The 15,885-nt window shown below is 56.4% G+C and carries 16 protein-coding genes; 2 read left to right on the forward strand and 14 right to left on the reverse strand.

What is annotated here, in order from left to right; all coding sequences use genetic code 11:
* The first annotated feature begins 115 nt into the window (after nt 1-115).
* Nucleotides 116-1,027: a hypothetical protein gene (locus tag NKI20_RS02155; RefSeq protein WP_352827907.1), complete on the forward strand. Its 912-nt coding sequence runs from the start codon at nt 116-118 to the stop codon at nt 1,025-1,027.
* 518 nt (nt 1,028-1,545) lie between these two features.
* On the opposite strand, the gene NKI20_RS02160 is transcribed toward NKI20_RS02155, so the two are convergent.
* From NKI20_RS02160 to NKI20_RS02180, 5 genes are read right to left on the reverse strand one after another with little or no spacing between them, the layout of a single operon-like run.
* Nucleotides 1,546-1,830 (reverse strand): hypothetical protein, encoded by a 285-nt coding sequence (locus NKI20_RS02160; protein ID WP_352827909.1) that lies wholly within the window; start codon nt 1,828-1,830, stop codon nt 1,546-1,548.
* Between the two features lie 14 nt (nt 1,831-1,844).
* The gene (locus tag NKI20_RS02165; RefSeq protein WP_352827911.1) at nt 1,845-2,156 is read right to left on the reverse strand and encodes a dehydrogenase; all 312 of its coding nucleotides are present in this window, start codon (nt 2,154-2,156) and stop codon (nt 1,845-1,847) included.
* Complete coding sequence (locus NKI20_RS02170) at nt 2,077-2,451, reverse strand: hypothetical protein (protein WP_352827913.1); 375 nt, start codon at nt 2,449-2,451, stop codon at nt 2,077-2,079. The genes NKI20_RS02165 and NKI20_RS02170 overlap by 80 nt, the downstream gene beginning before the upstream one ends.
* Entirely contained in the window at nt 2,448-3,116 is a 669-nt protein-coding gene (locus tag NKI20_RS02175; protein WP_352827915.1) for a lysozyme, read from the reverse strand. The genes NKI20_RS02170 and NKI20_RS02175 overlap by 4 nt, the downstream gene beginning before the upstream one ends.
* Nucleotides 3,116-3,310, reverse strand: coding sequence for a hypothetical protein (locus NKI20_RS02180; protein ID WP_352827917.1), 195 nt, complete (start codon nt 3,308-3,310; stop codon nt 3,116-3,118). The genes NKI20_RS02175 and NKI20_RS02180 overlap by 1 nt, the downstream gene beginning before the upstream one ends.
* A 210-nt stretch (nt 3,311-3,520) precedes the next feature.
* On the opposite strand from NKI20_RS02180, the gene NKI20_RS02185 reads away from it, so the two are divergent.
* On the forward strand, nt 3,521-4,618 hold the full coding sequence (locus NKI20_RS02185) for a class I SAM-dependent methyltransferase (RefSeq protein WP_352827920.1): 1,098 nt from the start codon (nt 3,521-3,523) through the stop codon (nt 4,616-4,618).
* Here NKI20_RS02185 and NKI20_RS02190 read toward each other — a convergent pair.
* From NKI20_RS02190 to NKI20_RS02230, 9 genes are all read right to left on the reverse strand, one after another.
* Nucleotides 4,615-4,932: a hypothetical protein gene (locus NKI20_RS02190; RefSeq protein ID WP_352827923.1), complete on the reverse strand. Its 318-nt coding sequence runs from the start codon at nt 4,930-4,932 to the stop codon at nt 4,615-4,617. The two genes, NKI20_RS02185 and NKI20_RS02190, sit on opposite strands and share 4 nt — an antisense overlap.
* 14 nt (nt 4,933-4,946) lie before the next feature.
* A complete protein-coding gene (locus tag NKI20_RS02195) occupies nt 4,947-7,139 on the reverse strand; it encodes a hypothetical protein (protein ID WP_352827928.1) in 2,193 nt (730 codons plus the stop codon).
* 74 nt (nt 7,140-7,213) lie between these two features.
* Nucleotides 7,214-9,337, reverse strand: coding sequence for a phage tail protein (locus NKI20_RS02200; RefSeq protein ID WP_352827931.1), 2,124 nt, complete (start codon nt 9,335-9,337; stop codon nt 7,214-7,216).
* The gene (locus NKI20_RS02205) at nt 9,334-9,741 is read right to left on the reverse strand and encodes a DUF6950 family protein (RefSeq protein WP_352827932.1); all 408 of its coding nucleotides are present in this window, start codon (nt 9,739-9,741) and stop codon (nt 9,334-9,336) included. Before NKI20_RS02205 ends, NKI20_RS02200 begins: the two co-directional genes overlap by 4 nt.
* A gap of 26 nt (nt 9,742-9,767) precedes the next feature.
* Nucleotides 9,768-10,364, reverse strand: coding sequence for a hypothetical protein (locus NKI20_RS02210; protein WP_352827935.1), 597 nt, complete (start codon nt 10,362-10,364; stop codon nt 9,768-9,770).
* Between the two features lie 5 nt (nt 10,365-10,369).
* Nucleotides 10,370-11,113 carry an NUMOD3 domain-containing DNA-binding protein gene (locus NKI20_RS02215; RefSeq protein WP_352827937.1) on the reverse strand — a complete coding sequence of 248 codons (744 nt, stop codon included), beginning with the start codon at nt 11,111-11,113 and terminating at the stop codon, nt 10,370-10,372.
* A gap of 123 nt (nt 11,114-11,236) precedes the next feature.
* Nucleotides 11,237-11,917: a hypothetical protein gene (locus NKI20_RS02220; RefSeq protein WP_352827938.1), complete on the reverse strand. Its 681-nt coding sequence runs from the start codon at nt 11,915-11,917 to the stop codon at nt 11,237-11,239.
* A gap of 18 nt (nt 11,918-11,935) precedes the next feature.
* Nucleotides 11,936-14,893 carry a tape measure protein gene (locus NKI20_RS02225; RefSeq protein ID WP_352827940.1) on the reverse strand — a complete coding sequence of 986 codons (2,958 nt, stop codon included), beginning with the start codon at nt 14,891-14,893 and terminating at the stop codon, nt 11,936-11,938.
* Nucleotides 14,894-15,532: 639 nt separating this feature from the next.
* Nucleotides 15,533-15,880 (reverse strand): gene transfer agent family protein, encoded by a 348-nt coding sequence (locus NKI20_RS02230; RefSeq protein WP_352827942.1) that lies wholly within the window; start codon nt 15,878-15,880, stop codon nt 15,533-15,535.
* Between the last annotated feature and the right edge of the window lie 5 nt (nt 15,881-15,885).

The raw sequence follows: 15,885 nt of genomic DNA on the forward strand, positions 1-15,885 counted from the left end.
ATTATATACGTGACAAAGCATGTGTGATTCGATAGAAAAGCCGGGACAGGCCGGCACGTTTTTAAGAATCGGAGACAGGTGCTATAAAGCCGCAAACCAAACGGGGTGCGGTAGGGTGAAGCGCGTCAACTTGCTTGAGTACTTTGAACTAGCCGAGTACCTCCACTCGGGAAAAAACCAAATTACATTTGAAGGCACCATAAAGGGTGGAATGGTCTGGGTTGCTATTTCCGGCCTTCCAAACTTGTTGGACAATTTCATTCGTGACGACAACGGGTTCTCGACCAGCAAGACAGTGGCGCGCGACTTGTCATCAATCATACAAGAGTGGATCGCTACAAACGTGATGGATGCAAACTCGCCGCCATCGTTTTCGACAGCCGGTTTCAATACCGATTTTTCAAGCTGGCAGCTAAGTGCGATACGAGCCAAGATGGATGCATTTAAAAGCGTCTTTGCAGCGGAGTGTTCTGAGGTTGATGTATATTCCGTTGGCCAAATTTCGCTTTATAAAACTTCAGATCTCGTTTCATCCGCTTCAAAGACATTACCTGCGGAGACGAGAGCGAGCATACCATTCGAAGCTGCAATTGAGTTTGACGATGCTGGCCGATGCTTGGCGTTCGGTCTTGCTACGGCAAGCGGGTTCCATGCCCTTCGCGGCCTAGAACTGGTCATCGATGCTTACCTTCGCGCATTCGGCGTCACCAAGAAATTGCATTCCTGGAATGATTACGTGAACGCCGCCAAAGCGCTAGCAGAAGGTGACGGAGATAAAAAGCCAGCGCTGAAGGTCGTTCAAATGATCGATAGGATGCGCAATTTAGATCGCAATCCATTGATGCACCCGCGCGACACTTTAGATGAGATAGGCGCGGACATGCTGTTCAGGTCGAGCGCGCTAACGGTATATGAGATCGTTAAAGACATGAAGGCGAACGGACGCACGATCCTTGACAATGATGCGACCGCCCATAACCCTGTTCTGATAGCTCTCGGCAAACCGGACAAGGACGCGGCGGCATGAAGTCGGAAAGATGCCAAGACTGACGAGAAGCGCTTCAACGAGACCGTGCAGCGGATGCTGAAGACGCCGCCTAAGCCGCACGAAAAGCCTTCGAAACAAAAAACAGCCAAGGACTTAAAGAAACGCTCTGATAAATTGGGAATTTAGTCCTATCCATGCTATGCCCGCACGCATGGAACTAACCGAGATCGTCTACAGCAAATCCTATTGGGAAATCCGCTTCGAGGACATACCGGAATGGTGGGTCCTCGGCATTCGATGTGGCTGCTGCGGCCATGAGGCGCCGACCGATCGAGAAAAACTCCGGCGCTTATCAGGAGAAGCTTATATTAGGTTTTCCACAAAAAAGACAAGATGTGTCAAGTGTTCCAATCGTCATCTAAATAGAATATTCATCGCCGGCAAGTTGCCTCGTTAACGCTCGGAGCGTACCTCGCTTTCGTCACAGGGTCTCCAGCCGCATTAAACACAAAACCCCGCCTGGCCGAAGCCAAGCGGGGCGAAAGTTAGGTGTTAAATTACGAAACCCGCCGTGCTGGCGTGCGCTCAAATGCGCGATCGAGGCGCTCGTGCAATCCGTCGATGCGGTTGCCAACGCCCTCGATAGCGCGAAGCAGTTGCGCAGTCTGTTCCTGCATTCCGGCCTTGGTGGCGAATGTCTCGGCCGCGTGCAGCTTGTGAGCGGCCAGGCTGCGTTGCGCCTCCTCGCCCTTCTCGCCCGCATCTTTGATCAGCCCCCACATTCGCCAGAATGCGGCCGACACGGCACCGAGCAACATCACGATAAAGCCGGTCGCAGTCATTATCTGCTCAGCCGTCACTTCTTTGCGCCCTCCGCATGCCGGATGGCTGCATCGCGATCGTGGTAGAAGTCACGAAGGGCCTTGAACCGCTTGCCGCACGTGATGAGCGCCTTGCGATCCGAGATCCATAGCCGCTCGACGGTACGCTGCACGACAACTCCATCCTGCACTATGCGTACCGGTCTGAGGCAGTCTTTGACCAATGCGCGATCCGGCTCGTCTAGTTGCGGTGGCGGCACTGAGACATTAATGGATTGCGTCGATGCGCAGCCGGCTGTCGTTAGACAAAGCAGGCCGATCGCGATCAGGATCAGCGTCCGCTTCATCCGATTTTTCCTTGATCTGCTGTTCCAGAGCGGCGTTGTCGGCCGCGAGTTCGTCGAGGCGCTTGGCCTCGATTGCCTTGGCCTGCGCGTTGGCCTGGCTAATGCGAGATACCTCGGCATTGGTGGCCGCCTTGATGGCCACCTCGCGCTGCTCGTACTTGAGCGACCATGCCGCGTCCGCGCTGCTGTAGCCGGCGTGATAGGTGTAGCCAAGCACGGCCACGACGGCCAAGGCGGCCAGGCCGTACAGGATGAGCGAGGCGTAGCCGCCCGTCAGTGCGTCCAGCCACTTCATGATGGCAACCCCGACACGCAGAGCTCGGCCTCGCCCATACGATGAGCGTCACCATTCTCGCGACGATTCACCAGGCCATCGAGCCTTACGCCGCCAGCCTTGTTGAATGCGGTCTGTGCAAGGCAGGCGTCGTGGTAGCGATGCTGGCCCACCCGCTCCGCTGTCGTGGAATCGACCTGGCGCTGGACGCCGTAGTTGTAGGCACCAGAGATCATCGAAGCCTGCAGAGAGATCGGCGCACCTGGGTAGCCCGGCACGCGGTCGACCAGTGGCAGGTAATAGTCGAAGATCACTCGTTGGATCAGTTTGGCTTCGCACTCGGCCGGCGTGAACTTCATGCCCTTCTTGACGTTGAGCGTCTCGCCGTAGCAGACGGTCCAGACTGGATGCTTCGGAAGCCTGTCAAGGTATGCTGTGGTGCGCAGCCCCTCCCACGGCATGATCAGGTATTCGACGGCCAATTTGACAGCCGGCGGCACGTAGCCCTTGTCGATCGACGCCCGAATGGTGACAGACGGGGAGACGGCCGCCACATGGTGTATAGCGACGGGCGCAATCTCAGGATGGCTAGGGGTGTAGGCGCTCCAGCCGCTTGCGGCCGCAATAAGCACGGCGGCAATGGCCGCCTTGCCGCGCTTTGTCGCGACAATCTTATGGATTGGCATTATGCCTCCTCGTCGGGCTGCCACAGAAGGCGTGCCGCCCATGCACCACCAAGCAGCGCAAGCGTCGCCCACCACGGCAGAAAGTCCATGGCCGGAACGGTATTCAGAATGATGTCTGTAAGCGCGGCGAGCTCGATAAGCCGCAGCGACCAGGCGCGCTTAAGCACCCGCTCGACGTCGGGAATAAGTTTCATATGGTTTTCCTTAGTGGGCTAGCCGTGGATCGGGCAGGCGCATAGCGTTTGACCCTTGCTGCCGCCCGTCATGCGGTTTAGAAGGCGAGAGATATTGCCGAGGGTGGTCATTGCACTCAGCCAAACAATTTGGAGTGGCGATTTTTCAGGTTGCGATTTGGTGCTCTGAGAGGTAGTCAACATCCCATTACCAATTTACGGAGTAAGGTCGTGACGCAACCCGCAGATGTATTCGACCCACTCAACTCCGGGGCGCGCAATGTCTTGCGTGCTGCGCATCGCACACTCGAAGAAGCTACAAAGGAGGCTCCGACGCCTGCGGTGACCCTTGTCGAACACGACCGAGCCAAAATGTCCGCTGGTCCATGGGCATATACAAAGCTTGTGGAGCCGGCGACGACTGATCGCTTCAACGAAAAGGCCTACCTCGCCATAAATCCCGACATTCGAAACGCCATTGCTACCGGCCAGTATGCTAGTGGGTTGGACCAATTTACCAAAATCGGCCACACGCAAAATCGCAAGATGTTTTTCAACGACATCGACATCATTGCAGATATCAAGCGGTCGAAGCTTGATCGTTTCAAGGATGCGTTCCTGCCAGGCATCTTAACCAATCCTCGCACCTTCGCTCTGGACACGGTTGGCGACCAGTTCGCCGAGGATGTCCCGATCTCAGCTTGGGGCTACAATCCCAACATTTTCGAGGTCGTCAACAGGCATCGTGGTGGCGTCATTGTCGATCTAGGTGCCGGTCTACGTCCCGAATATTTCCATGACATCATCAATCTTGAACTCGGCAATTTCATTACGACGGATGTCCGATCGTTCGGCGAAACACTCCCCTTCAAGGATCAGTCAATCGATTGTCTGTTTTCGATTGCCGTATTCGAGCATGTGATGCGCCCATGGGATGTCGCGAAAGAGATCAAGCGCGTGATGAAACCCGGTGGTACCATCCACATTGACACAGCCTTCATGGCCGTTAGGCACGGCTACCCGAACCACTATTACAACATGACCCTTGAAGGGCTGGCCAACCTGTTCCCCTATGTTGAGGTGGAGAAGACCGGCGCCTCCGTCTTCGGGCATGCGACCTATTCGCTCTACTGGATGGCAAGGAATTTCCGGGATGGCCTGCCTGAGCAGAACAAGGGGGAGTTCGAAAATATGACCATCAAGGAATTCCTCTCCTTCTCAGACCCACACTATGTCCTTGAGGCGAAGCCCTACCTTCGCGAACTATCCAAGACCGCCAATGACGACATGGCCTTCAATATTTCGATGACCGGGACGGTGCGCAGCTAGTCAGGCGCTAGTGCCGCCTTTTTGGCGTTTGCGATAGTCGCGGCGACGGCAGGAACCCGGTGCCATGCCTCGGCTTGCGCAATGACAGTTTTGATGTCGACATCCGATAGGGGTGGGTAGCGCAGGTCTTTGACCAGGTTGGCGTTGATCTGCGCAAGAGCCTCTTCGACCGACATCAGCGGAGGAACGACGCCCCGATGTGGCTCGCGAAAAGCCTCCTGCCCTGTGTCAGGGTCGGCAAGCCTTTTCATGAATTGCACGATTACATGGCCATCCATGCAGAGCGTCAGATATTCCAGCGTTGTGGTTTTCATCGTCGGGCTTTCCGTTAGAGGGTGCTGTAAGAGCCGCTGACATCAAGCTGTGCGGCGACCTCGATTGCGATGTTTGCGCGCGCAGCGTTGCTCGCTGCCTGGAAGAACTCCAGATACGTCGTCGCGTTCACGACTTCGGCCGTAACCTGGCTGGTGTAGGTCAGGTTCGAGTAGCAGACCGAGGCGGCCGCGACGTAGTTGCCGCAGGCTGCGGGCAACGTGCCAAGCCGAAGGTTGCCGGTTCCAGTGTGGGCGCTCCAAACGACCGTCGCCCAATATTGGTACGTCGTTCCGAACTTGGCGTAGCGGCCGAATTGCCCGCCATAGGTTCCGGCGCCTGCCGACGTGCTGCCAATGATCAGAGGCGTGAAGGTGCCGACCTCTTCGAACAGCAGCGCACCGTTGCCCGCTTCATCAGTGATAGCCGAACGTAGGTTCGCGCTGGAGGGCGTGGCAAGGAATGTAGCGATGCCCGTTCCGAGGCCACTGACACCGGTAGAAACCGGAAGGCCAGTGGCATTGGTCAGTGTGGCCGATGCGGGAGTTCCAAGTGCGCCACCTACAAAGTACGCCGCTCCGGTTCCGACTTCATCGGTCAGTGCCGCGCGTAACTTGGCACTGGTCGGATCAGCAAGCCAGTTAGCCACAGCCTGTACATCAAGACTGAGGTTGATATTGCCACCGCCAGATGACGTGTCGGTAAACTCGACAGGGGTCGGAGCAAACGCCGGAACGTCCCGAACCAGACCTCGTGTATATTTGATATCGGCGGAAGTGCCGTCGATGTTGACGCACTTGGTTACGCCCGAGAAGAGCGGCTTGTGGATCACGCCGCCAAGGCAATTGTGGACATAAAACCCGTCGAATTCCTCCGGCGTCAGGCTAGTCGTCAGGTTAAAGACCGTAGCATCGTTACAAGACACTCTCGGGCAGTTGATAAATTTAACCGCCGTAGAGACAAATCCAGCGGGAGCATATCCCCACTTGTGTATCTGCGGGCTGTTGAGCACGACATCAAAGTAGTCTTGAATGACAAACCCGTCATAAAAGACGTTGGCGTGACAGTTATTGAAGCAAACCCACGGAAACTGCGTTCCGCCAACACCGGTAGGCGTGTCTCCGGCGAGATTGAACCCGAAATTGACTAGAACGGCAACGCAGTGATCAAATATAAGCCCCTCGTAGTGCCCGCGAACCTTCCATGCCATATCGGCAGAATAGACGTGGCAGTCACGGAAGACTGGGTCTGTTGGAGATGCACGTTTGAATGGATCAACTGCGTCGTAGTCCGACTGTAGATCCCACCCGGTTGTCATCACTGTGTTGGTCGCCTGAGCCGTCAGAGCAAACGCGTCCCCACCCTGTCCCCATATGATGACGTTCTCACAAACAGGTCTCATTATGTTGACAAGGGTGATGCCCTTTTTGAACCCGGTCGTCTGACGGCCCACGCCGTCAAACGTACTCCCTCTGACCTCGACATTTTTGGCATTAAAACGGCTAGGCGAACGATTAAACTCGCCATCAACGACACCGAACTTGACATAAATGCCATACGACACCGTCGCTTGGCTCGTCAGAAGCGAGAAATCATGGAATGCGACCGGATAAGTGTAGTCATCATTCGTGATTGACAACACGTAGGTATTGATGGCGACACCTGTATCTAGCAGCCCGGACTTGCCCTGCCCAATGCCGCGTATGCTGACTGCCTTGTTGGTCAACGTGATGGCACTGGCAACGGCAAATAGTTTGGTTAGCAGTATTGGCAAACCCATAGCCAGTGCAGCAGCGATTGCGGCACTATCATTGGTTGCCGCGTCTCCTACCGCGCCGAACCATTCGGGCAACACTTCGCCGTCGTAGATACGAACCCATGCGCCAACCGTGGCTGCGACAGCATCGGCTTTGACGTAGATGCCGTTCAGCGTGTCGGCCGCAACCTGCGCGGAGAAATTGCCAAGCGTCCAAACGAAATCTCCGGAGCGACCTCCGGCTATCAGAGAGACTTTCTTGAATGTGGCGGAGTCAACAGCCTTTAACGCGGCGATGGAATCGGCGGTTGTGGAAACGGGGCCACCCGAGAAGACGCCCTCAAGCCACGTTCCCCACTCGCGAATTTTTGATTTAGCTGGCTTGTTAGCGCCGGACGCAGGCACTCCATCCGTCACAAAATCTCGGAAAAGGGTGTTCGCAAAATCGACCAAAGCGGCCTCCTAAAATGAAAGAAGGCCCGCACTGGCGAGCCTTGAGTATGGGATTTTTGACCGCCTTTAGCGGCTTAGGTCACAACCACCGATCCGGTAGCAACACTCGCGGATTCAACGTTCGAGGCGTTGGCCGCCTTGATCCAGTAGTAGTACGTGCCAGCGGCTAGGCCGCCGTCCACATAGCTGTCAGCGGTCGATGGCGGCCCGTATTCCGTGCGCACTAGAACCGCCGTACCTTCGGTGTTGACCGTGTTGCGGCGAATGTTTGCGGCCACGTAATTTGCGCTGTTCGGGCTTGTCCAGTTAAGCGTCACCTGACCGGCGGCGCCAGTCTTGCTCACGCCGGTAACGACACCTGGTGCAGTCGGATCTGCGACCGGAGTTACCGTCTGTGAGGCAGTCCACGCGCCCGTGCGTCCAGTGAGGGTCACGAAGCGCACCTGCGCCTCGTATTGCGTGCCATCAGAGAGCGCACTGGTATTGGCCGATGTTGCGCCCTTGCTGATTGGCACAACGCTCCAATCGGTATCCGATACCTTCTTGTACTGGCCCTGAATGATAAGCGCATCTGTCGTTGATGCGGTAAACGCCAAGACGCCGTACGGAATCTGCTGGCTGCCGACCGTGATGCGCGAGACGCCAAACGAAAAGCCAGATGGCAAAGGAACACTCTTGTCGACCGATGTAACCTCCGAAACAGGCGCCGTACCCTCTTCGCTTGCCGCATCCCAGGCGTAAGCCGTCGACGGCATAGATTGAACCTGCAACGATACGCCGGTCAGGATTCCACCATCGCCAATGACGAACTTGAAATCCTGAATTTCGAACACCTCATCGATGCTGAATAGCGGATAGGTGATGCGCACAAATCGTTTGCCGAACACAGCCAAGGCGCGAAGGTTGCACTGGAACACGCCCACCCAAGACGGATTAGCGCGAAACGCCTCGATCTTCATAAGGCGTCGCGCCTGGCCGTGTGAGGGCGCCATGTTGAATTGCTTGTCGGTCGCTATTTCGCCTCGCATGGCGACGTCAATGTCATCAATCCACTGGTCTGCATCCGTCGACTGGTAGTCATGAAACGGAGACATGTAAGTGGCGCGAATGATGTTGGCCGTCGTAAGCACGTCGCGACCGCGCGCGACCTCGGAGAAGCCTGTGATTGCGTCCGCGTCAAGCGTCACGGTCGGCTCAGCCCAAGTTCCAACGTCGAGCGTCAGCCCGCCATCGGACGTCGGCACAAGGCGTCCATCGCAGACCGCAGTCATGCGCGACAGGACGTCGGCTGGCCGCTCGTCAAGTTGATAGGATCCCCAAATGCGATAGCGATCTTCCGTGCCGCCTGCCTTGAGTGCTACATTCTCTGTGCACCTATTGTAGGCCGCGAGCCACCCGGCTGCGGCAAGCGGCGTATTAACAATGCTTGCCGGCAAGCGCATGCCGTCCGCGTGCGTGATATAATCGCGAATGACGTCTGCGGCGTTGTCTGACCAGATATTCGTATTTGTGCCGAGGCTGTAAACGATGGAGCCTCGTGCAACCACGCGGTAAAGCGTGTTGAGGATATTCGGAAAAACCGACGAGATCTGATCGGAACCAACCGCGCGCTGAATTGCAAACAACGACGACACGCCGTCCCCGCGGTGGCTTGTATCCCACTGCGAAAACTGTGCTGTAAGCTGAGTGTACGATGTCTCCGTTGAGAGACCAATTCGAGCGCGAACTTCGGCCTTAGAATTGTATGGTGCCGACGTGACGACGTTGCTGCCATTCACCGTCACCAGATTGTCGTCAATCCAGTATTCCTCAATGGCATCGAGTTGACCCGTGCCAAGTGCGATTACCTTGTAAAGGTCGCCGTTCTTGCTCTCTACAAAAGCCCACGGGCCGGACGCTTTGACGCGACCGTAGTGACGAACGCGGGCCGCCACCGGGTTTTTGACCGATGTTTGAATATCCTGCGGCTTTGGCGGATCGGGACGGAATAGCGAGCTCGCCAAGTATGACAGGCCGATCGACACGCCGATCTGAATCGCACCAACAACGGCAGGCACGAGAATGCCAAGCGCAGCACCGCTCGCGCCAATAGACGTCAGAGCAAGCAGGACAAGACTTTCAAGGCCCATCACGGCGCGGCCAAAGATGGACCGGCTGTCTTCCTGGTGAAGCCCATTCGATATGTATCTAGTTCTCATACCGACCAAGCCTTCCAAAATCTATCGATTGGCACGGCTATGGCGCCCGTCTCATGGCGCGCAAACCAGAAGTCTCCGGCATGAATGGCCGGACACATCACGCCCTTTTCATTGACGATAAGACCGACGTCGCCAGCTATCGGCGCCATTGTCTTTCTGAACCCGCCAGCTCGAGCCGCCCGATTGATGAGCACGGCAAACATCTGCGGGACGGCAAGCCATTCGGCCGCGTCCACGGCATTGCGCAGTTGGCGACCAAATGCGGAGACCGGAGACACCCCAGCCATCCGCTGCACCCAGCGATCGACCGTGCCGCCACAATCTGTGACGCCCTTTTCGTAAGGGCGCTCCATCTCAAAGGCGATGTAATCCCGCACCGCCGCCAGGCGCTCGGATTCGGTCATGGTAGTCTGCCTAGTATTAGATTTTGCTAATAATCGGGATAGGTAACCGTCTTAACCAAGATGGAAGACACGAACCCGAAGAACTTATCGCCTGGCGATCGGGCCTGCTGGTCGCGGTCAGTGAACCTGCCATACGAAGGCCTGCTACGATTAAAGAAGGCGTTCTCAGCCACAATCGAAATCGACTGGACTGCGCCGTCCGTGCCTTGCATTTCGGTGCGTGACACGCGCGGCGGTTGCATGAAGCCCCACCATAGGGGCAGTGGGCCGCCTACGTTCTGCCACTCACTATCGAATAACTGCAGATAAATTGTCATCAACTGCTGATCAACAGACGGCGTATCCTCTAGTGCCTTAGCCAAAAAGCCAAGCGCCTGGTCGGGTAAGCCATCGACGGAAACTGTGACGTTATCCGAGGCGCCGTTTCCAGAGAGGCCTAAGCCGTCAATCGTGCCCATACCATGCATCGGCAGGTACGTGTTGCCGCCCGTAAGTAGTGCCGTGTTACCATTCCACGCGTACTCGGCTCCGCTCTGAAAGTCGAACTTAACTAATAGGCTGCAAAAAACACGGCTGGCTGTCAAAAGCGCCAACTGATCAGATGTAAAGAAATCAGACAACATGACACCTATGCGGCGATCTTATCGCCAATCTTATCCGGAAAATTCAAATAGCAGTCATCTCCCCATGCTGCGTAGGCGGCTCGATCGTAGGCCAGCGCTGCCTCTTCGGCCGTTGTGAATGTGCCTAGATGCTTTCTGGTTCCGCCTGCCCTTATTGATGTGCTGTATTTCTTCCGTCTAGTCTTGAAACTCACACCCTTAAATCCACTAGATGGCAGGCGGTTATGTTGCCCTCTTCCGGATTTCTCTTTAGTCTCATCGCTTCTTTGATATTGGGCTTCAGCTATTTTTTTCCTAGTCTCATCGCCATGCGTCTTGCCAGTATTTGCCAGCGCAATCTTATCTCGCCATTCCTTTGATTTCGGCCTACCCCTGCGAACGGATCTGAGTTTAGCTCTAGTCTCATCGCTCTGATTCAACGATGCGATTGATATCTTTCGCTTCGCTTCGTCGCTATGCTTATATCCCGCTATTCCTTCGCCACCATCTGTCAGGTTAACAAGAGTACCTGTACCGAGATCACGTCGACCGTAGCGTTCTATCAGTTCGATTTCGTGAGCGTGAGCCTCCGACTCGTGAATGAACTCGTCCACGATCTCGACAGCGCAACCACCTTGCGCATATACAGCCTTAAAGGCTTTGGAACGAAATCTTCCATTTGTTCTGAAGGCGCGATCAGGGGTACCGCCCTTGCCAACATAAAACGGCACACCAGCGCTGTCGCGCCACACGTAAACGTAAAATTCCATATGCAAGTCACCTAGTCTTGCGCATCACCTTAAGGATTTGGTGCTTGGCAGGCGCGAGGTGAGCGCGCTTTTTCGGGAGCTACCCTAGCCAAGCAATGCGTATATGGGCATTTCGCCAGATTTTTATACGTCCTCTATGAACGAAACGCTGGGGGACGAAAAACGCCGCATAGCCAATTCCAAATCCAAGCCGTCGTCTTGCGCCAAACGCATTTTGCAAACCGGATCATCGAACTCGAGATGGTCACCAGCCGTAATGGCCTCGCGTAACGGCGGACGGATAGTCATTACGCCCGTTCCCGCGTCGTAAGTGCGGATCCTGTAAAGGCGCTCACCAATTGAGAAATGCTGCCCCGGCTGAATGCTGTCAGCGGCGTAGGTCACTGTTGCCGTAATCGTCGTGGCGCGCACTGCCGCATTTGCCGCGGCAACCACATTGGTCAACGAACCGACATAGCCTGTGCCGTCATCGAATAGAGCGTCGTCGCTATGGGGAACTTCGGCGAATAGCGCTTCCTCATCAGCCGACAATACGGCGCCAGAGCTAGGGCCGTAGCCGCGGCAAAGTGGAATGAGAATAGATCCTAGTCGCCCCTCCAACAAAGCCGCAATGGCGCGGTGCGCTAACACCGCCTGCCGGCTCTTCACGACGACATTGCCAAACGTCGCCTTCCAAATTCCCGCATCTGATGCCACCACTTGGGTGGCGCCCGAGACGGACGCCGGCCCCGCGAGGGACCGGCTATCAAGATCGAAGGAAACGTTGGTAGGCCGCAGGACTTCTTCTGGCCAACGGATTGTCATATGTGTTCCTTTGGCTTCCTAGAGATTCCGCGCCTGCGCGTTGGCAATAAGCCCGGGCATTTGGCCCTTAACGGCTTTAGTGCTTCGCTGAACGGCTACTTCGACGATCGTGCCGGAGTGCGTTTGGATGCGCCTATCGGCAATGTCGGCCATGCGGCCACTATCGTCCTGAAGCACCAGTCGGACAGTATCGGTCGAGCTCCCGCCGCGACCGGGTATCCGGCCGGGCATCGCAGGCATCGGGATTGCTCCGCCGACTATGCCGCCGTTCGCGTAGCCGCGCCGCATCGAATCGACGCGCTGTGGGCCGCCCCATCGCCTTACGTCATCCTGACTCCATACAACCTCGCCCTTGTGGACGATGCCGGCTGGCTCATTCTTGCCGCCGTTACCGGTGTAACCGCCGTCAGCAAACAAGAAGCTGAACAAGCCACCAAGAATGCCGCCGCCCGACTTGCCGCCCATCGGGCCGTCAAACAGCGCATTAAGGCCAACCTCAAGGAGCTTATCGGCAACCTTGCTAAGCGCGTTTGACAGCGCCTCAGTTGCCGACTTGCCGGATTCCAGATCCTTGATGAAGCCACCAAGCACGTCCTTGCCTAGCGCCGAGGATTCGGCCATCTTTTGGCTAAGATTCTCGACGCCTTGCTGCATTTGATTGCGTGCGGCATCGGCGTTCGCATACTTCTCGGCAAGGGCATCAATCTTGGCTGCATATTCCGGCGTGATCTCAACGCCCGCCGCCATGGCATCGTTGATGAGCTTCTGCTTGATCTCAGCCTTAGACTGGGCGTAGCCGTAGTCGTTGATGAGCGGATTAACGAGGCCAAGCGCCTTAGCCTGCTCATTTAGCAGATCGATCTGCCGCTGCGTTTCCGCCAGGTTGTTGTTGAATTTGTCCTGGCCTTGGACAGCCTTCTTAACGCCAGACGGAGCGCCACCAAGGAACGTGTCGGCCTCTGTGTTTCGGCGGTCCTTGTTGATCCCGCCATTGTCAGAGCCAAGTCCACGAATGGCTTGCACAACAGTCGCCTGATTGCCTGTCTTGATCGCTGCAACAATGCGATCCGGCAAGCTGCCGTAATTGTAGGCCAGGCTCGTCAACGCGGCTTGCTGGTTTTCATCGAAGCCGTTGAAGGTATCAGCGCCGATCTTGTTCTTGATTCCGTCTTGGAATTCGCCGATACGTCGCACCAAGTCCCGATTGGCGTCAGCCACCGAAACGGACATGCCCTGCGTGATTTTCTGAACACTGCCGTCCGCAAGAGTGACCGTATCCGAGCCATAGCCGGCGCGGTATGCGTTGACGTCGTATTTGGGCTTCGAAATGAAGCCCTCGAACTGCTTCACCATGTCGACGGAATTCGTAACCGACTTGCTCGCCGACTTGGCGATGTCCTCGGCCGCTAGTTCCTTCGCTGCCTGGATCTTGGCTGCGGCATCGGTGATTGCTACGCCGACCTTTTGCGCCGCCGACTCAATCTGCTTGGCTCGAGTGTCTATGTCCTTTTGCAGATCGGTGCGGTTGGCATCCGCATTGCGCCCTGAAACGAAGGCGGCGTAGGCGGTGGCGCCCTCCTGGTCTGCGCGACTCTGTGCGCGATCATCTGTGTTAAGGTTCGACGCCGACACCTTTGCGGCCTCGGCGGCAACCTTAATCGCCTTGAGTTTGACAATCATCAAATCAAACTGATCGATGATCTGCGGTGATGTCCCGGGATCCAGCTCGACTAGACGGCGGACCTCCTTCGACGCGTCCTCTGCAGAGATTTTCGCCAGCGCCAGTTTATCTCTTAGATCATCAAAGCCCTTGCCCTGCTCTGCGGTAAGGTAGCCGCCCCTCGTACCTTCGTCTCGCGCCTTGAAAAAGGCATCCATGGCTTCAGTGACGTCTTTGATCTGTGATGCAGTTGTGCCCGTAGCGGCCGTGCCGGCTGCGTCTACGGCCCCGCCAATTGCCTTCTGAACGTTGGCGTCCGCCAGCAACTTTAGGGAGGCTTTGAGCGGCTCAAATTTCTCCAGTACGCCATCTAGGAAGCCAAGGAACTTGCCGGCAGGACTTCCTGCCACAGACACAAGCGCATCGGACAAACCGCTGATAATGGACGAGACATCGGCAAGCGCCGACCCGACCTCATGGCTTGCGCCAGTTACATCACTGAGCTTGCCAATGGCCTCAGTGACGGCGTTATTCACCAGCGTGAAGCCCTCAGCAATGGTGGCTGATGTCGCGCCGTAAGCGCGGTCAATCATTGGCTTGGCGTTCAGTATCGCTTGAAAGACACGGTCCACGGAAAGCTTTCCGTCTGCGCCAAGTTGCTTAAGGCCGCCAATGGTGGTCTTGAATTCGTTGGCGATAGCCTGCGCGATAAGCGGCGCGTTCTCACGGATAGACCGAAGCTCGTCGCCTTGTAAGATGCCGCTCGAAAGCGCCTGGCTCAACTGTAAGATGCCGGCCGCCTGCTCGCTAGCCTCGGCGCCGCCAGCCTTGAATGCCTTGTTGACGATCTCTGTAGCGTCCGCGACTTCCTGCTCATTCTTGGCAACGCCAGCCGTGGCGCGAAGAAGCTTTGCGTAAAGATCGACCGTCTCGCCTAGACCGGAGCGCGTGCCCGTGGCGATCTTGTTGATTTCGTCAAGCGAGCGCGCCGACCGCCCGCTGACAACAGCCGAGGCGGCGATCTTATTGCCGGCTTCAGTCCATGCGTCTGCGTAATCCTTGATCTTGTCGGCCGCAAACGCTCCAGCGAGGCCAGCAGCGCCTCCCTTAAGGCTGTCAAGGCCGCCCTTTAAGCCACCGAACGACAACCCACCAAAGGACAGCCCCTCGTTGAGCTTCTTGTTGGTCTCTGTAAACTGCCGCTGAATGTCCGTCAGTTGCTTCTTTGCGGTCGCATTGGCCTTGGTGAGCGCGCGCTCGAATTTGGTTGTCGATGCATCAAGGCTAACTATTAGCCGTTCGAGGTCAGTTGCCATAATCCGCCATTAATGCTAACGGCGCACCTTGAACTCGCGCACCATGGTTTTTGTTGTTGCCGGCTTGGTCTTTGCAGGCCACGTGCTCAGTGATCGGCACTGGCGCAGCGATGCGTACGCGAAGCAATTCGAGACAACGCCATGGGCACTAGCCAGAGTGCAGCCGATCGCTGAAAGCGCGGCTCAGATCGCGTCGAGGTCGATGTCTTTAGCGTAAATCGCGGTAGCGCTGGCGTTAAGGTGCACAATGTCTCTGGGCGCCGGCTTTCGGCCGTATTCTTGCACTGTACGTTCCGCAGCCAGGACGGCAGTCGCATCGATTCCGTGCCTGTGTTTGTCGCTGACTTGGCGTCTGGTGATACGGCAAACGAATTAGCCCAGATGCCAAACGACATCAGTGCGGCAACAGTAGACTGCCGCACTGAATACGCGCACGCTAGCTATCAAACCCGGCAATACCCATCGCCTCGAGCCTATCTTCGCTGATCGTGCCGCCTTTTGGCTTCGCACCATTGGCCTCCGCATATCCTTGCGTGGCGTCAACGAACTCAAGCAGGGTCATAGCGCCGATAGGCTGATGCAAAACGCCAGCCCATTTGTAAATTGCACTCCATCGGATCTTCCCACGCGGCAGCGGCTTTAATCCGCCGCTACCGCCTTCGGTTCCCCCTCGTCGCTATCTCCCTCCTCGCTGTAAAGCGTATGGGTAAGGATCGCGCGAGCCAGCAGGACGTGCTTGACGCCGAAGTCTTCCTCGACGTGGCGACGCACAAGCTTGCGCGCGTCTTCCTTGTCTATCCCGCCACCTTCCAACGCGAGACGAATGGTTGATACTACATCGTCCACCCGCCATTCGCCATTGATCAGCCTGGACAGGATGAATGCCGGCCCCGCATCGCAGCGATCCTGCAATGCTCGCAACAGGTCGATGGTGAGCAGGAAGGTGTTTTCACCTCCCTGCCACGTTATGTCTACTCCTCTAGCCATCTATC

The organism is Mesorhizobium sp. M0830, from assembly GCF_040319965.1.
Classification (GTDB): Bacteria; Pseudomonadota; Alphaproteobacteria; order Rhizobiales; family Rhizobiaceae; genus Mesorhizobium.

What these genes read in the sequence shown, in the direction of transcription:
- NKI20_RS02160 (WP_352827909.1), bottom strand. Translation starts at nt 1,830, where the DNA reads ATGACTGCGACCGGCTTTATCGTGATGTTGCTCGGTGCCGTGTCGGCC.
- NKI20_RS02165 (WP_352827911.1), bottom strand. Translation starts at nt 2,156, where the DNA reads ATGAAGCGGACGCTGATCCTGATCGCGATCGGCCTGCTTTGTCTAACG.
- NKI20_RS02170 (WP_352827913.1), bottom strand. Translation starts at nt 2,451, where the DNA reads ATGAAGTGGCTGGACGCACTGACGGGCGGCTACGCCTCGCTCATCCTG.
- NKI20_RS02175 (WP_352827915.1), bottom strand. Translation starts at nt 3,116, where the DNA reads ATGCCAATCCATAAGATTGTCGCGACAAAGCGCGGCAAGGCGGCCATT.
- NKI20_RS02180 (WP_352827917.1), bottom strand. Translation starts at nt 3,310, where the DNA reads ATGAAACTTATTCCCGACGTCGAGCGGGTGCTTAAGCGCGCCTGGTCG.
- NKI20_RS02190 (WP_352827923.1), bottom strand. Translation starts at nt 4,932, where the DNA reads ATGAAAACCACAACGCTGGAATATCTGACGCTCTGCATGGATGGCCAT.
- NKI20_RS02200 (WP_352827931.1), bottom strand. Translation starts at nt 9,337, where the DNA reads ATGAGAACTAGATACATATCGAATGGGCTTCACCAGGAAGACAGCCGG.
- NKI20_RS02205 (WP_352827932.1), bottom strand. Translation starts at nt 9,741, where the DNA reads ATGACCGAATCCGAGCGCCTGGCGGCGGTGCGGGATTACATCGCCTTT.
- NKI20_RS02210 (WP_352827935.1), bottom strand. Translation starts at nt 10,364, where the DNA reads ATGTTGTCTGATTTCTTTACATCTGATCAGTTGGCGCTTTTGACAGCC.
- NKI20_RS02215 (WP_352827937.1), bottom strand. Translation starts at nt 11,113, where the DNA reads ATGGAATTTTACGTTTACGTGTGGCGCGACAGCGCTGGTGTGCCGTTT.
- NKI20_RS02220 (WP_352827938.1), bottom strand. Translation starts at nt 11,917, where the DNA reads ATGACAATCCGTTGGCCAGAAGAAGTCCTGCGGCCTACCAACGTTTCC.
- NKI20_RS02225 (WP_352827940.1), bottom strand. Translation starts at nt 14,893, where the DNA reads ATGGCAACTGACCTCGAACGGCTAATAGTTAGCCTTGATGCATCGACA.
- NKI20_RS02230 (WP_352827942.1), bottom strand. Translation starts at nt 15,880, where the DNA reads ATGGCTAGAGGAGTAGACATAACGTGGCAGGGAGGTGAAAACACCTTC.